Here is a 16,531-nt window from a genome sequence, read left to right as displayed (position 1 = left end):
AACGAATCAATATCTTTCAAAAGAACGATATTTTCACCAAGGGGGACGTCTACCCTTTTTTAGCCAGAAAATAAGAGCAATTTTTTTCATTTAACTATTGACATTTATTAGCTGGACTTAAAATAAATATATTTGACCGGATCACTCCGGTTATAACACCCCGAAAATTGCTACTATCTCCGGGCTGTTATAAGCCTGTCAGCTGCATGCAGATGATCATGAAAGCTTGAGGACTGCTTCATCTGTCGAAACATCCCCCTCCTTCTGGAGGCTTATCTTTCCGTAATCATCTGTGTTGCAGATCAGAACCGGGATAATTGTGTTTAAACCGGCTTTCTCGATTTTATCCAGATCAGCTTCTATCAAAAGGTCACCTTTTTTGACTTTGTCGCCTGCTGCAACATGGGCTTTAAAGGGTTCTCCCTTAAGTGTGACTGTATCCAGTCCGATATGTATCAGTATTTCCGCTCCCTGAGTACTTGTCAGCGTAACAGCATGAAGAGTGTCAAATACCATTGCCACCTCACCGTCTGCCGGAGCATATATCCTGCCGTCTGCCGGGATCACGGCAAAACCGTCACCCAGTACCTTATCCGCAAAGACCGGATCCGGAACCTCCGCAAGGGGAACCACTCTACCCTTACAGGGTGCATAAATTAAATTTCCTTTATCTTTTCCTTTAAAAAATTTCAGCATATTCTCTTCCTCCCGTTGTTTTCCCACTTCCTCAGGTATTGATATCCGTGATGTTGATTTGTAAATATATCTATATATTTTTTATCAACGCCGGGTTTATATTATATATTTCGCATAATTTTCATATTTTGTTTTTTAGGCATGTGTATATATTAACCATTATTTTCGGTTTTGTCCACATTTTTATCGGTATTTTTCAAAAAAATAAGCTGTAGCACATTAATGCGACAGCTTATGCAAGAATATTCAGTTTACTTCAGCAGTTCTTTTTCGATCCTTTCTCTCGCCTCCGGAGCCTGTTTGTTCATCTTCTCGGGGAAGCCGAACATGGATACACAGGCGATATTGTCACCACCCACCTTCGGGGCATCCGGTGCAAGCTGCTTCTTTGCAAAATCCATTTCTCTTAAGGTACGGAAGATACCGTCAAAATCAACATCTCCCTCGCCCATGGCCAGATGCTGGTGCACCGTCACATCTGCTTTTCCCCTTCCGTTCAGTGACGGCGGATTCAGAATGTAGCGGCAGTCCATAGTCTGATTAAAGGTATCTGCAAAAAGCACATGGGTCAGTTCATCGCCTGCATATTTCAGCATGCTTTCCACATCACCCTTTCCCTGATCGTAGAAAAATCCGTGAGGGGAAGAATATACGTAACCCAGGTTTTTGGAACGGAAGGATTTTACCATATCGCAGGTTTCATTATTCAGCTCACAGAAATCATAGGGATGAGACTGGATCTCCACACGAAGGCCTTCTTTTTCAATGATCGGAAGAAGTTCTTCCATGGAACGGAACCACATACCGTTGCAGATCTCTGCCTGGTTCGGATCACCGGAAAGCTCGGTATTGATCACAGGAACTCCCATGTTTACTGCGATCTCGATCATTTTTTTCCAATTGGCAACTGCAAACTGACGCTCCTCCTCTGTAGGACCGGACCAGCGGTAGACACAGATAAAGGAAGAAATCTCCACGCCGGTCTCACGCAGCGCATCCCGGTATTCCTTTTCACATTCCTTCGAAAAAAGCGGATGCTTGTAAAAAGGATTGATCCTGGGGTGCGGAGACTGTTCAATATATTTGTAACCCCAGTCAGCAACCTGGTGGACCATACGGTTGATATCCATCTGTTTTGCCAGAACATCTACATCAAATGCAATTTTCATGTTAAAACCCTCCCAATTTCTCAGTTAAAACAGAAGGCGGGAAATTTACCTTCCCGCCTTCCGCCCGTTTTCATATATTTCGTATATTTGTATCTGTCTTACTTATTTTGCAATGGCATCCAGTGCTTCCTGAGCATTGTCTGCTGTGTAGTATACGTTATCTACGATGGTCTCGGAATCAACTTCCTTGCCATCCAGAAGGTCTGCGCATGCATCTGCTGCAAATTTACCCTGGTCAGCAGTACCCTGTGCCATGGTTCCCTGAAGCTTTCCATCCAGAACTGCCTGAAGTCCTTCCGATGTAGCATCGATTCCATATACTTTGATCTCACCTGTCTTCTGTGCATCTGCGATGGCTTTCGCAGCACCTACAGCCATACTGTCATTCTGTGCAACTACTGCGCTGATCTCTTTTCCTGCGTTCAGCCAGTTCTCAACAATGGTAAGTGCCGGCTCTGTCTGCCACTCTGCAGTATCCTGGAATGCTACGGTTACATCCGGATAATCTGCAAGTACCTGGTCAAAGCCTTCAGAACGTCCAACCTGTCCGTCAGAACCCATAGGTCCAAGGAGAAGAGCTACATTACCTTTTCCGTCGATGTCCTTCATAACCTCTTCCATAAGCTTGGAACCTGTGGTTGCCGCATCTGCACCTACATAGCAGTCAGCAGCTTCCGGATCACTGATTCTCTGGTTTACGATAACGACATTAACGCCTGCCTCTTTTGCAGCTTTAACAGATGGTACGACACCGTCAACAGATACCGGCTCGATGATGATACCTTCCACACCAAGGGTGATAGCCTGCTCGATCTGATCTGCTTGATTCTGTGCATCCTGATTTGCATCGTAGATATTCAGCGCATAGCCTCTCTCTGCAGCCTCATCCTTTGCTGCATTGGAAAGAGTAACGGTAAACTCATTTGACATATGTGTCATAAAAAGAGCCATTTTCTTTTCGATAAGATCTCCGCTTCCTGCATCCTCGGATTCCTCTTTGGAAGCATCTGCTGTGCTGTCTGCCTCGGAACTGTCCTCAGAGCTGTCTGCTGCCGCACTCTCCTCTGTCTTTGTGTCAGAAGAAGAGCTTCCGTCGGATACCAAAGAGCATCCTGTCATCATGGATACTGTCATTGCCAGTCCCAGTCCTGCTGCGAGTAATTTTTTAAACATACCTTTTCCCTCCGTTATACATTTAGTTTTTAATATTTACATTATTATTTTTTATTCCTGTTTCGCTTTGCCTCGTAAGTCTACATATACGGCAACTGCGATAATCACACCTTTGATGATCTTCTGATAGTTGGATGATACACCCAGGATATCAAGTCCGTTTCCGATAACCGCCAGGAACAGAGCACCGATGATGGTTCCGTACCATTTTCCTGCACCACCTGACATGCTGATTCCACCGATAACAACGGCTGCGATGGCATCCATCTCATATCCTTCACCGGCTGTCGGAGAACCCTGAACAGTTCTGGATGCAACCAGAAGTCCGGCAATACCTGCAAGTACACCGCAGATAGTATAAACAGCCAGTTTATAACGTTTTACATTGATTCCGGAAACCTTTGCGGTTGTCTCACTTCCACCGATCGCATATACTCTTCTTCCGAAAACCGTTTTTGTAAGAATGAATCCGCAGAAAAGAACGATCAGTATAAAGTAAACTGCCAGAAGCGGGATCTTTCCGAAAAGGAAAAAGCTTGTCATGTGCTCAAACGGTTTGTTCAGTCCGTAAACCGGAGAACCGTTACTTAAGATCAGCGCCAGACCTCGGATTCCTGTCATGGTTGCCAGTGTGATGACAAATGGCGGAAGATTCAGGTACGCAACACCAAATCCGTTGATCAGACCTACGATAGCACCTGCTGCCAGAGCTGCCAGGATCGGAACCAGGATTCCTCCGTCCGGATTCTGTGCACAGTAGGCAGCTGCAACACCTGCAAAAGCAATGGTAGAACCAGCTGACAGGTCGATTCCTCCGGAAATGATTACGAACATCATTCCACAGGAAAGAATACCGTTAACAGATGCCTGTTTGATGATATTGATCAGGTTTCGTGGTTTTGCGAATGCATCTGGTGAAATGATCATCAGCACAATTACCAGTGCAAAAAACGCTATAAAAATACCAAACTCTTTAAAATTTATCTTATTCTTCGTAGTCGCTGCTGCTTTCATTTCTGTTCCCCTCCTGTTATATTAGAGGCATATCCCATAATTACTTCCTGAGAAAATTCCTCTCTCTGGACCTCTCCGTTGATCCTTCCTTCTGCCATGACCAGAATCCTGTCACAGATTCCCATAACCTCTGCCATTTCCGAAGATATTACGATCACCGCTTTTCCTTCTTTTGCCAGATTGTTGATCAGAAGGTAAATATCTCTTTTTGCTCCGATATCGATTCCTCTGGTTGGTTCATCAAAGATTATGATATCCGGCTCATCCAGAAGCCACTTGGCAAGTACTACCTTCTGCTGATTACCACCACTTAAGTTTCCTACAATGGCGTTTCCGTCAGGAGTTTTGATCTTCAGCTCTTTGATATATTTCTCAGATACTTCATTGATCTTCTTATCATTTACAATTCCGTGATTGGAAAGTTTTCCAATGGATACCGAAGCGATATTTTCTTTTACAGAAACGATCAGGTTCAGTCCTGTCTGCTTTCTGTCTTCTGTGATCAGGGCCATTTTGTTTTTAATGGCATCTGCCGCACTTTTTATATGTACTTCTTTTCCATGAAGGAAAATCTGTCCGCCGGTTTTCGGATATAATCCAAAGATCGTCTCCACCAGCTCGCTCCGGCCGGCTCCCACCAGACCTGCAATTCCAAGAACTTCTCCCTTTCTCAGTGAAAAACTTGCATCGCGTACTTTCTTTCCTCTGGAAAGATTTTTTACTTCCAGAATCACATCTCCGATCTCTACCGGATCCTTTGGATAGATGTCAGTCAGCTCACGACCTACCATCATCTTGATCAACATATCGTTATCCAGCTCTTTTGCCGGTTTGGTTCCAATCCACTGACCATCTCTTAAAACTGTGATGGTATCTGAGATCCGGAAGATCTCATCCATCTTATGAGAAATATAGATAATGGCAACACCCTGTTTTTTCAGTCTTTCGATCTGTGCAAAAAGTACAGTTGCTTCTTTCTCTGTGATGGCGGATGTAGGCTCGTCCATAACAATGATCCTGGAATTCAGTGAGATTGCCTTTACAATCTCTACCAGCTGCATTTCCGCTACACTTAAGGTACGCATCTTTGCCCGGGGATCAATATCGATATTCATTTCCCGGAAATATCTGCCGGTCTCCTCTCTCATTCTGGCGATATCCACGATCTTCAGCTTCTCCATTCCTTTTTTGAGAAGCTCTCTTCCGACAAAAACATTCTCTGCCACTTCCATGTCCAGAACCGTGTTCAGTTCCTGATGGATCATGGAAATTCCTTTGCTCATGGCATCCTTCGGCCCATGTATGACAGTTTCCTTACCTTCCAGAAAGATACTTCCCTGGTCTGCCTTGTAAATTCCCATTAGAATCTTCATAAGTGTAGATTTACCGGCACCATTTTCACCCATCAGGGCGTGTACCTCACCTGGTCTGACCTGAAGGGTAACATCCTCGAGAACCTTCACACCCGGAAATGACTTATAGATGTTTTTCAGCTCAAGAACATATTCCATAGATTTTCTCCCTTCCTCTCCTTTTTCCTCGCTTAATAACCATACAGGGGAATTAAAAATCCCTCCTGATAATGTTTTGGTTTGTTTATGAGCATATATTAAACAATTTATGCTCACTTTCCAACCGACATTTTTCATATCAGGGGGGATGATTTTTGGATTTTTATATTTTTCACACAATACGCAGGCGATTTAAGAACTCTTTGTTGTTACATCTGCTGGAAATTCCGCTTGCTTCTCCGGTGAGAAGAAGGATTCCCATGCCTTTTCCAAGGCACATCAGCATCATTTCCATAACCTGGTCATACAGATAATATTCCAGACCGTTAAAAGGAAAAAAACAGATCAGGATTCCCGGATTCAGCATATACCACTTCAGATAAGAAAGGATCAGATAATCCTTCTGGGACCACTCGCCTGTTTTTTTCAGCATCTGTTCTTCTGAAAACCACCGGCTGCTCTCCTGAAGGATATTCTGCTCCAGTTTTTTTCTTACCAGCCGCTTCCCGGCTTTTGGTGCAAGAACCAGGCTTAAATTTTCCAGGCCTGTAAGATTTTTAAACAGGGTACTTTCCTTTCTGCTGGTAACAGAGGTCTGGATGCCGATCTTTTTTCCAAGGTAATTTTTCAGAATTCCGGGGGTTGCTTTTTCTCCGTTAATGCGGATTTCTCCTTCTTTCCATCTCTGTTTGCCGGCCAGCGTGTTTACCAATCTGCTAGCTGTTTTGTAATCGTTGTCACGGATCACCGCAATCTCTCCGCTTCTGACCTTCAGGAAAAAAGGTTCCTCTTCCTGATCATGAAATTTTATATGATCCATTTCCAGAATGATCCTTCCCTTGCCTGCCGTGACCGGTACAGCGCCTTTCCATACACCGGAAGCCGCTGTATACAATTTTTCTTTTTCATACTCATCCGCACTAAGCCGGTAACAGATCAGACCTTTTTTCAAGATATCGATCCTTCCGGCGTAACGGAACAGAAATTCATAACTCTGATCCTGAATATAAACAGCCTTTCCTCTCTGGAGAAGAAGTTCGCTGTATTCCATAAAACGTTCAATATCATCAGGCCGGAGATACTCTGTCAGGAAACTGAAAACCAGGATATCCACATCATACAGCCAGGACTGGAACAAAAATACCCTTCCATAATCAATGGGGCTTAGATCCCGGATACGGTCCTTCCAGTCAATTTCCCCACACAGCAGCTCCTTCATTTCCAAAGCCTCCTGGCTTTTGAACCTTTTCTTCATTTCCCTGCGGTCCCTGATCCCAAGATTTCCTTTCAGGGAAAAAAGATAATCTCCTACTGTCAGTTCCGACGAATAATTGGTTTTTCTCTCCAGAACCGCAACCCGGTTGGAAATCTCCCTGTGTATGGACATACTGTCCGCCTGTTCCTCACAGATAAATGTTTTTCCCGTTTTCAGATCCATAGTCCCGCGAAAAAAATTCAGAATCATATCCGAATCTGAAATACTGTCCGGAAAAATTCCCACGCATTCTCCTCTGGAAATTTCCAGATCCAGAATGATCTTTTTATTTTTTACAGGCAGAAGGCCATTTTCAATTCTAAGCAATTCCTCTTTCATCCGCTTACCTCAGATTGATTTCTCCGTCGTCATAGAGCAGTGGAAGGACCATACGGATCTCCGTTCCCATTCCTTCAGAACTGAACACATGCAGTCCGTAATCTTCTCCAAACAGCAGCTTGATCCTGCTGTTTACATTGGGAAGCGCTATGCCACCCTTCCGATTTTTTCCATCTCCAAACCGTTTCCTGGTACGGTTCTGGGCGGAAAAAATCTCGTTGAGTTTCTCCATCTGTTCCGTATCCATGCCTACACCATCGTCCTTTACATAAACATACAGAACATTCCGGCTACTTTCCACCACGACTTTTACGATTCCTTCCCCGGTCTTTTCCTCCAGGCCGTGAACAACCGCATTTTCCACAAGGGGCTGCAGCACAAGTCTTGGCATTCTGGCGCTTAAGAGTTCCTCATCGTTCAGTTCCAGCTCCAGATCCATCCGATCACCGAAACGGAATTTCTGAATGGTAAAATAATCCTCCACATTTTCCAGCTCATCAGACAAAGTCACAAGCCGTTCCACATCCGTGATAGTATAACGGAAAAAGGTAGCCAGAGCTTCTGTGGTATCTGCAATCTGATCCACACCTGCGATCAGGGCATCTGCACGTATGGCTTCCAGGGTATTATAAAGAAAATGAGGATTGATCTGGTTCTGCAGTGCCAGATACTCCGCCTGCTTCTGTTGAAAACGCATTTCCGGTCCTGCCTCCGTGATACTTGTGATATCCCTGCAGAATTCTTCCAGCTCTCTGCATGACGACCAGTCCTCCCGAAGCACATTTTCCAGATTTCGGTCTTTATGAAACTGCTTCAGTTTTTTAATAAAACGAATGTATGTCATAAAACGGCTCATTGCACTCTCACAGGCCTCCTCCTATTGATACATTTTCTTATAATCGGACGGGCTGATCCCGGCATTCTTTTTGAACAATCTGGAAAAATATTTCAGGTCCTGATAGCCTACAGCCTCTGCCACATCATTCACAGACATCTCACCACTGCAGAGGAGCTGTTTTGCCTTGTTCATGCGAAGCTCTGTCACATAATCCAGAAAGTTCTTCCCTGTTTCCTTCTTGAAAACCGAAGAAAAATATGTAGCGTTAAATCCGATGTGTTTACTTACATCTTCCAGCTTCAGAGGCTCCAGGTAATGCTCCTGGATATATTTTCTGGCTTCTGTGATGGGTTTCTGCTCTTTTGTTTCTTTTTTCTTCTCAAAGTTTTCGATCAGATCGGAAATATATTCTCTCAGGAAACCAAACGCCTCGGAGGTTGTGGTACACCTGTAAAATCCATAGATCAGATCTTTTCGGATTTTGTCGATATCCAGTTTTTCATTCTGACGGATTCCTGTGAGGACTGCATCGGAAATTTCCATATAGCAGTCATAGATCTGACTTCCGGATGCCCTGCGAGCTGTCATGATCCCTTCTGTTCTGGCAACCTCCATGGAGATTTTTTTGCTGTCCAGATATTCTCCGATCTCCTGGAAATATTTCCGTTCCTCCGGAAGCATCTCATAATCTTCCCTTGTCTCATTGTCGCCGGCATCCCAGGAAAGCCAGCCGCCTTTTCCGCCGGTGATGCGATTTTTGCAGAGCTGTACTGCTTCTTTCATGGACTGAGGAAGTTCCTGCATCCGATGTTTCTCTCCACCCATAGCCATGGTAACAATAATCCCCCAGAAAAGATCTCTCTGGTTTTCGATCTCCCTACGAACTCTTGTAAGAAACTGGCGCAGCTGTACCGGATCGTATTCTTTCTTATAAATTACTACCATAATTCCTTCCGCATGGACTGCCGCCGCAGATTCATCTGCAAACTGTTCCAGTGCTTTCTGAACCATGGACAGGGATCGCTTCATCATGATCCTGTATGCATCTGCATGTTCCTGTGCTGAAGGAATATCCGGTTTTATGACGATCACCTGATATGTACCTTCGTGAAAATCGCAGCCGTATTCCTGGTTCAACCGCTCCGGATCATTGAGCTCTCTGTTTTCCTGCGCGTATTCCTTCAAATTATCTACCAGCTGTTCCCGTTTCTTCCATTCATTTTCGCGAAGCTGCCGGTCCACAGAAGCTGTCCAGTTATCCAGACGTCTCTTCTTCTCCTCTTCCTCACGGATTCGGATGAGAAGCTGCGTCAGTTCCTCCGCATTGACCGGTTTCAGAAGATAATCGGTCACTCCGTATTTCAGCGCAGTCTGTGCGTACTCAAACTGCCGGTACCCGCTTACTACAATAAAAACCAGATCCGGCCGCAGTTCCTTTGCCCGCCGGATGAGCTCCATTCCATCCACTCCCGGCATCCGGATATCTGTCATCAGAACATCCGGCTTCTCCTCCTCAATAAGCTGAAGTGCTCTTTCCCCGTCATTGGCAGTTCCCGCGATCTGGTACCCCAGTTTTTCCCAGTCCACAATCTTCTGCAACAAAAGATTTACCTTCGGCTCATCATCTGCAATGATTACTTTCAGCATAATTTCCCCCGTTGTTTCTGTTACGATTTTTGTCGGCATTTTTTACCTGTATTTTACAGATTATACCACGCATGTAGATTTTTTTCATTCTGTTTATGTCCGACAACACTACATTACATAAAAAATCCCGCATATCAGTTTCATCTGATATACAGGATTCTCTGCTGAATCATTTTCTGATTTCTTTTTTCATATTCGTTGTCACCTGAAACTCTCCGTTGATCCGTTGGATCTCGTATACCAGGGGATTATTTCTGGCCCAGCCGGGATCTTTTTCTGCCTGCCGGTTCCAGCTGTACCAGGCGCGGACAAAGCCCTCATGGATGGTATTTTCCGCTTCCCGGCGGGCCTGGACCGCATCCTGATAATCCACAAAAGTCCCAATATAAAATCGTTTTCCCTTGAATCCGATGGTAGCACGGTATTTTCCATTTCGCAGCTGATAGACGCCTCGGAATCCGCTGGTATTATCACTGCGGTGTTTTCTTTTTTCCAGCATCTCCACACAGGTTCCATCTACCATATGCAGCTGCCCGGGAAGCTCCTTCCATATTTCCTGTCTCAGACAGCCACAGCTTCTGTAATTACCATGAAGGAGGCCATCTTCTGTCACATCCACCTCATTTCCGCAGTCACACCGACAATGCCAGAACACAGAGCCCTTTTTGCTCCTTTTATCTGTATGATAGAGCGCAGTCAACCGCCCGAAACGCTGTCCGCTGATGTCGGTGATCCCGCGTCCCCTGACATAATGGCCACAGCCGCAGCTGGTACATTTTCCGGCTTTCAGGCTGTGTGCAGTGGAAATATGCATATTCCCGCAGTCACAGCGGCATTCCCACCTGGTCCTGCCGTTTTTACTTTCCAGTTTTTTTACTGCCACAAGTTTCCCGAAACGCCGGCCTGTAAGGTCTTCTGCCACCGGTCCTCTCCTGGAACTTTTTTCCGGAATACATCCACAGTCCTTTACAGTTCCACGCATCAGATGTCTGGTATTTACTTTTATCTCATTTCCACAATCACATCTGCACAGCCATACAACATACCTGTTTTCCCGCTCATCCAGTTTTTTCAGTACCGTCAGATGACCAAATCTCTGACCTTCCAGTTTAAGTCCGTTTGCCATCCTCTGTCCCTCACATTTCGTCAAAAAAAGCGATGCGGTAGAAATTTTTCCTGCCGCACCGCTGTCCGGATTCTGTTATTTATCCGTTTTCTTTTTTCTTCTGACAAATACTGCTGCCAGTAATACCACGCATCCTGAAACGCAGATCACTGCGATCCATTTTGCAATGTTTGTGTTATCTCCTGTTTTTGGCATAGCTTTTACATGACTGGAACCTGTATTTCCTGTATAGGAAGAAGTTCCCGTATAGGAAGAAGTTCCGGAAGCAGGCGGATTGCTGTCAGGTTTTACCGGCGTGTTCGTTATGGTCGCTGCCGGAGTTCTGGTCGGCACTGCAGTCGGAGTTTTTTCCGGAAGTGGTGTCGGTGTATTTTCCGGTACAGGTGTCGGCGTATCCACAGGATCGTAGGAATTCACAAAGCCGATATCCTGTTTCTCGCTGTTCATCTGTGCATCGGTATGTGCAGCCACAACTGCTTCCAGATCACCGGACTCTCCGTTCGTTACTGTTACTTTCACATAATAAACGGTATTGTCATAATGTCCGTTTTCCAGCTTTCCAGGCTGCTGGGAAACGCTGTAAGTGTATACGCCAGGAACAGCATATTCCACTGCAGGAAATTCTGCTTTCCCCGCACCTGTAATCGTGATCGTATTTTCTTCCGGCATGGGGGCTTCGTCCTCACTCTGAAGAATGATCGTATAAGTTTCGTCCGGAGATGGCTTCTCACCTGACAATTCCACGCTGACAGGAATCTTTACTTCCGCAACTCCAGCTGCCATAGCTGAAATCGGAAAAACTGTCAGGCACAGAACCGCAAGCAGGAGCACTGCCGGAAATTTTCGTATATTCGTCTTCATCCCCTCCTTACGTCTCCGGCGAATAAGGTTTCATTACCGCCAGAAGAACTGTTCTTGCATCTGTAAATTCCGAAGAGCAGGTTGACATTGCCAGTATCTGAGAAAAATCTTCGGACTTTCCAATGTTATCCATTGTCTGCTGATGGACATGTTCCGCGTTTTTTCTGACAAAATCCACAAGTCCGCTGGTGTCCGCCTGCCATTTTCCCGTTGCAAAAATAGAATCCTCAGATGCGGAAACCTGCATACATGCAAAAATTTCCAGCTTGTAGGAACGGTCAGGCAGGATCAGCGTACCTGTGGTGTTTTTGTCAAAAAATTTCTTTTTTCTGTAAAGATCCAGATCTCCGAACATCTTATGCTCTGCCATGTGATGACCATACAGGAGAGAATACTTCCCCTGAAAATTCCTGTCACAGCCGGAATCCAGAAAGATGCTTCCTGACAAAGCAAAATCACCGTATACATCGGTATTGATGTAAGTCAGGTTATCTTCTCCCTGAAGGATCGGATAATCGATCTTTGTGTGGTCCAGTGTGATCCATCCACAGACGTCCGGATTGATCTTGCGGAGCTCTTCAAAAGAAGCGCCTCCGTCTTTCTGTTCCGGGTCCGGTTTCAGTTTTAAGAGCTGGGACTGAATGTCGTCCACAGCGCCATAGACCTGTGCGTTATCCCAAAGTGCATACCCGGAATACGCCGCCGCCAGGATCAGAAACAATGCTACAATGGCAGTGACCAGAGAGTTGGCTGCTTTCAGAAAAAACTTAGATGCGTTCATACTGCCTCCTCTCTGCTGCCTGGATGATCATTAGTCTTCGTATTTACGTCTTCTGGTGATGAATGCTGCACCTGCGATTACGATCACGCCTGCGAATACGAGGATGTATGGGAGGGTTGTAAGGTTGACGCCGGTGTCGATTTTGTCATTGTTTTTATAGTTAATAAATTCTGCTTTCTCTGTTCCATTTTTAACAGTCTGATTCTCAAGTGTTCTTCCATCTTTCTTATTAACAGTAGTCGTATAACCTTCTTTTGTTGTGTAATCATGCTCTTCTACTGTGTAAGTTAATCCATATGGCAGATTCTTAATATCAAGAGTTTCACCATGTTTAAGATAAAATGTTGTTTTTACACCAGTTGTAATAGTTTCAGGATTTTTTCCATAGGAAGTTTTACCTACTGAAAAACTTTTAGCAGTATCTTTATCAATCTGACCATTTAAAGTTACATCAAATGCAAAGTATTTATTCTTGTCACCAAGGTTACCATCAACATTTTTGGAAATATCTAATGTTCCTGCACGATAAATATTAGTAAATGCATTAACATCGTCACTAAGTTTTGTACCATCTTTTTTCAGTGATACTATTCTTTTCAGATCTCCATTATCATCAACAACTGTAACTTTTAATTCAACTGGACTAGAATCATAAGTAACACCTGCTGTCTTTCCTGGTTTTTCTGTAATTGTATACGTATACACACCTACAGAATTATACTGCGGTAAAGTAATATCGGTGCTTGCACTAACTGTGCTTTCACTATTTTCGTCAAAATGAATATCTCCTACAGAAATCTCTGGCATATCTTCAAGATTTGTAATAGCAGAATCACTTACTCCAGTCTTAGCAACTGTAAATTTGAAATTCTCAGCCGGTGAAGTTCCCTGACCTTCAAGATTATACTGTTTCTTAATTGTAACCTTAGACTGATCTGTGTACGTTGTAGGTTTTTCTGCCTCTTCCGCAAACGCCGTACTTCCCATGGTAAACATGGTGGCTGCTGCGATCAAACATGCTAACAGTTTCTTTGTCTTTTTCATAAGAAAATCCTCCTAGAAATATAAATTTTATTTATAAGCTCATAATAAGCAGCTTATACATTTTGACTGTGATGTTCTCCCGTAAATGGAAGAACCGTTCCGTTTTTTACAGTTCCCTTCTTCGGAGTATGGTGATTACTTTTGCTCTCACATCCTCTGTGGAAATGGGGCCGAATTCACGGCTGTCTTTTGCATGAGTCCGGTAATCTCCCAGAATAAACACACTGCCTTCCGGAACTGTGTAGGGATAGGTAATCCCTTTCTTTGCATATGTAGGAAATGCAATTTCCCCTGTCTGGGCCGTTCCGTTTACGAGAAGTGTTCCTGTATCATCCATTGTGATCACATCCGTCTCACACCCCAGGATACGTCCCACATGAGTTTTGCCGCCGGCTTCATAGACGACGACATCATTTTTTGCAAAATTCTGTTCCATCCGAAAACCGATAAGAAGATCTCCGGCGTCCACTGCCGGAAACATTTCGTTGTCCGGTGCCTGGCTTATAAGAAAAACCTGTGTAAACAGCAGCCAGCCAACGACTGCAATCAACACGATCCGCCAGAAAAGACGGATGTAGCCTTCTTTTATTTCTGCAGAATATCTTCTTTTCCGGATTGTCTGAGAACAGGTCTGATTTTTTTCAGCACGCATCACCCCCGCACCTCTTCCCCGGAGCTGTCTGCCTTTTCTTTTCCGGCATCCTGCCCGGTATTCCTGCTTTCAGCAAGTTTCTTATATTTGCGAATCACGGCATTGCAGCTTCTCTGGTGGTCGGCAAGCAGTGCATCGTAGCGTGCACGTTCTGCGCTTAAGGATGTCTCGTAGATCTGGTTCAGCTCTTCCAGCTTTTTCCAGAGCTGGATCTCATCCACTCCACCAAACAGTACCTTCCGAAACTTTACTTCCTGAAACCACTGTCTCAGCTTTTCCTGCTCATGATTTAACGCCTTTGTTTTTGTTTCCGGAAGCCGCTCCGGCTGTGCGTTGCGGCTTCCTTTCTTTTCTGTCTTTTTTTCCTTCATCACACGTCCGCCCTTAACTCTGACGTTTTCTGCGTCCGAAGATCAGAAGCCCAGCACCCAAAGCTACAATTCCCAGCGCCAGAATATATGGTGCTGTTCCAAGTTTTAAACCAGTATCCGGGATAGCGTCTTTGTTGTTAGTAAAGTCAACTTCATGTGCTGTATTTTTATCATTATTCAATTGCTGAATATTGGATATTGTCGCTGTTCTGTCAGTAACAGAAGCAGAACTGTCTATTGTATAAGAAGTTGTATATCCCTTACCATTGTAGTCATCTTCGGTGATTGTCACAGTTGCTCCAACCGGAACTTCTGTCAGTGTTCTCCTCTCGTTATCAGACAGTGAAAATTCTGCTGAACCTGGATACGATGTATCACCGATCTTAAATGAAAGATCCGTATCTCCATTTTTTACAGAAACTGTAAAATGGAAAGATTTACTCTTATCTCCCATATTTCCGGTTACGATTTTTTTGATATTTACCGATGTATAAAGCGGTTTATAGTGAGCGTAGAAGTTTACGGTACCGTCTGCCAGCTCTGTGGCATTCGGGGTATAATTCCAGTTTGTAATTTTCTGGTCATTATAAGCTCCTCCGGAAGCATTTTCCGGATACCAGCCTTCCAGAACGTAGGTTATTCCTTTAACAACTTTTTTATTGCCTATTGTAGCTTTTGTTGTTTTTTCAACAGATCTGCCTTTTAAATAATCTTTCGCATCAACTTGCGTATATTCTGATTCTCCAGGATTTTTAACCCAGAACTTTGCAGTAAAAGTTTTCTCACATACGATGTCGATCGTGCAGTCAATGTGATAGTTCTGATTTGCCGTTGTACTGTTATCTCTTGAAATTTTGAATGGTTTCAATGTAATTTCTGTTACATCTTCTTTTTTTAAATCTTCTATTCCCAATTTATTTTTTAGATTCTCTTGATAAGCAGTCCAAATAGAATCCAAAATATAATTAAAATATGTGGTTCCATCTGTCCTTTTGACAGTCCAGGAAGATTTAGAATTATCGGTTCCATCCGGCCAACTTTTAACAAAAGAATTTACATTAGTCACAATATTTTTATCTCTACCATCTACCTTTTGCCATGTTGCATTAGTAGTATTGATGGTTCCAAATAATGTACTCTGATCCGATGTTGGTGCCCAATACTTTGTATCATTACTTCCCGGAACACCATCCGGTGTAGCCAGGTAATAGATAGCCGCAACTCCGCTATAATTTTTATAATCATCCCACGCCTGCACCGTCGCCTGGTTTTTCTCCTGCTCCAGAGCCTGCACATCTTTTGTTTCATCCTGCGCCGGTGTTACAGATGGAACTTCCTCTGCCGGTGTAACAGTTGGCTGTTCCGTCACCGTTGGCTCCTCCGGCTGCTCAGTCACAGTCGGGTCCGCTGGCTGCTCATTATCTTCTGACGGAGTCGGCTCCGCATTATCTGCATCCGGATTCTCCACATTCTCTTCCGGTGGAGTGACTTCCGGTTCTTCCGTCTGTTCTTCCCCGGGCGTCTGTTCGCTGTCCGTCTCTGCCTCTGCTGCCTCCGGATCTCCCTCTTCCTCTGTCATGACAGACTGTACTGTTTCATCTGTATTTTCGCTGCTGGCCTCTACGGAAAATGCTGAAATGGAAACACTGCAGATCATTGCAAACGCAATACAGACTGCCAGCATTTTTCTCAGCAGGCCATGTTTTCCAGATGAATGATTATGTATCATACCTCATACCTCCTTCTTGTATGATATGGCAATCAAAAAAACAGGCACCTCTCATACATATTGTTTGTCCGTGCCGGTATTTCTGCTCTTTCGCAGAGCACAATACTCTGTTTATATAAAGTTACCACTTTTTTTCTTAAAATTCAAGCTTTTAGTTCTGGAAAAACAGCTTTTTTGTCGTGGTTTTTCGTCAGATTTTACGGATAATATAGGGCTGCAAATGGGAAAGCAGCTGTAAAAGGAGGTAATACGCCGTCAGGATTATCGTCAGAAGGTACCTGGTGGTGGATAAAATATCTCATTTGTGATCAGACTATAAGAATTC

At 44.2% G+C, this 16,531-nt stretch carries 15 protein-coding genes; all 15 read right to left on the bottom strand.

Annotated features, from left to right (window positions below; genetic code table 11):
* Window positions 1-216: 216 nt before the first annotated feature.
* The 15 genes from KQI39_RS12260 to KQI39_RS12190 all read right to left on the bottom strand — a co-directional run bounded on the left by KQI39_RS12260 (window position 217) and on the right by KQI39_RS12190 (window position 16,206).
* Complete coding sequence (locus tag KQI39_RS12260) at window positions 217-696, bottom strand: PTS sugar transporter subunit IIA (protein ID WP_216418693.1); 480 nt, start codon at window positions 694-696, stop codon at window positions 217-219.
* A gap of 251 nt (window positions 697-947) precedes the next feature.
* Window positions 948-1,865: a sugar phosphate isomerase/epimerase family protein gene (locus KQI39_RS12255; RefSeq protein WP_216418690.1), complete on the bottom strand. Its 918-nt coding sequence runs from the start codon at window positions 1,863-1,865 to the stop codon at window positions 948-950.
* Between the two features lie 102 nt (window positions 1,866-1,967).
* Window positions 1,968-3,038: a sugar ABC transporter substrate-binding protein gene (locus KQI39_RS12250; RefSeq protein WP_243279054.1), complete on the bottom strand. Its 1,071-nt coding sequence runs from the start codon at window positions 3,036-3,038 to the stop codon at window positions 1,968-1,970.
* A 51-nt stretch (window positions 3,039-3,089) separates the two neighbouring features.
* Complete coding sequence (locus KQI39_RS12245; protein WP_148445534.1) at window positions 3,090-4,052, bottom strand: ABC transporter permease; 963 nt, start codon at window positions 4,050-4,052, stop codon at window positions 3,090-3,092.
* Window positions 4,049-5,563, bottom strand: a complete 1,515-nt coding sequence (locus KQI39_RS12240; protein WP_216418688.1) for a sugar ABC transporter ATP-binding protein — start codon at window positions 5,561-5,563, stop codon at window positions 4,049-4,051. Before KQI39_RS12240 ends, KQI39_RS12245 begins: the two co-directional genes overlap by 4 nt.
* Before the next feature lie 172 nt (window positions 5,564-5,735).
* Window positions 5,736-7,157 (bottom strand): hypothetical protein, encoded by a 1,422-nt coding sequence (locus KQI39_RS12235; RefSeq protein WP_216418686.1) that lies wholly within the window; start codon window positions 7,155-7,157, stop codon window positions 5,736-5,738.
* 4 nt (window positions 7,158-7,161) lie between these two features.
* Window positions 7,162-8,013, bottom strand: a complete 852-nt coding sequence (locus KQI39_RS12230) for a sensor histidine kinase (RefSeq protein WP_216418684.1) — start codon at window positions 8,011-8,013, stop codon at window positions 7,162-7,164.
* A 21-nt stretch (window positions 8,014-8,034) separates the two neighbouring features.
* The gene (locus KQI39_RS12225) at window positions 8,035-9,642 is read right to left on the bottom strand and encodes a response regulator (RefSeq protein WP_216418683.1); all 1,608 of its coding nucleotides are present in this window, start codon (window positions 9,640-9,642) and stop codon (window positions 8,035-8,037) included.
* Between the two features lie 169 nt (window positions 9,643-9,811).
* Window positions 9,812-10,768 carry a transcriptional regulator gene (locus KQI39_RS12220; protein WP_253293167.1) on the bottom strand — a complete coding sequence of 319 codons (957 nt, stop codon included), beginning with the start codon at window positions 10,766-10,768 and terminating at the stop codon, window positions 9,812-9,814.
* 75 nt (window positions 10,769-10,843) lie between these two features.
* Entirely contained in the window at window positions 10,844-11,629 is a 786-nt protein-coding gene (locus KQI39_RS12215; RefSeq protein WP_216418681.1) for a Spy0128 family protein, read from the bottom strand.
* Between the two features lie 7 nt (window positions 11,630-11,636).
* Window positions 11,637-12,410: a class B sortase gene (srtB, locus tag KQI39_RS12210; RefSeq protein ID WP_059086595.1), complete on the bottom strand. Its 774-nt coding sequence runs from the start codon at window positions 12,408-12,410 to the stop codon at window positions 11,637-11,639.
* 30 nt (window positions 12,411-12,440) lie between these two features.
* Window positions 12,441-13,454 carry a DUF7601 domain-containing protein gene (locus tag KQI39_RS12205; RefSeq protein ID WP_216418679.1) on the bottom strand — a complete coding sequence of 338 codons (1,014 nt, stop codon included), beginning with the start codon at window positions 13,452-13,454 and terminating at the stop codon, window positions 12,441-12,443.
* Window positions 13,455-13,560: 106 nt separating this feature from the next.
* Window positions 13,561-14,106: a signal peptidase I gene (gene lepB, locus KQI39_RS12200; protein WP_216418677.1), complete on the bottom strand. Its 546-nt coding sequence runs from the start codon at window positions 14,104-14,106 to the stop codon at window positions 13,561-13,563.
* A complete protein-coding gene (locus KQI39_RS12195; protein ID WP_216418675.1) occupies window positions 14,106-14,477 on the bottom strand; it encodes a hypothetical protein in 372 nt (123 codons plus the stop codon). Before KQI39_RS12195 ends, lepB begins: the two co-directional genes overlap by 1 nt.
* Window positions 14,478-14,490: 13 nt before the next feature.
* A complete protein-coding gene (locus KQI39_RS12190; RefSeq protein WP_216418673.1) occupies window positions 14,491-16,206 on the bottom strand; it encodes a DUF7601 domain-containing protein in 1,716 nt (571 codons plus the stop codon).
* Window positions 16,207-16,531 lie beyond the last annotated feature (325 nt).

Origin of the sequence: Blautia sp. MSJ-36 (assembly GCF_018917985.1) — a bacterium.
Lineage (GTDB): Bacteria > Bacillota > Clostridia > Lachnospirales > Lachnospiraceae > Blautia_A.
The sequence above is the reverse complement of the archived record's forward strand: the minus strand, read 5'-3'. Positions and strand labels throughout refer to the sequence as shown.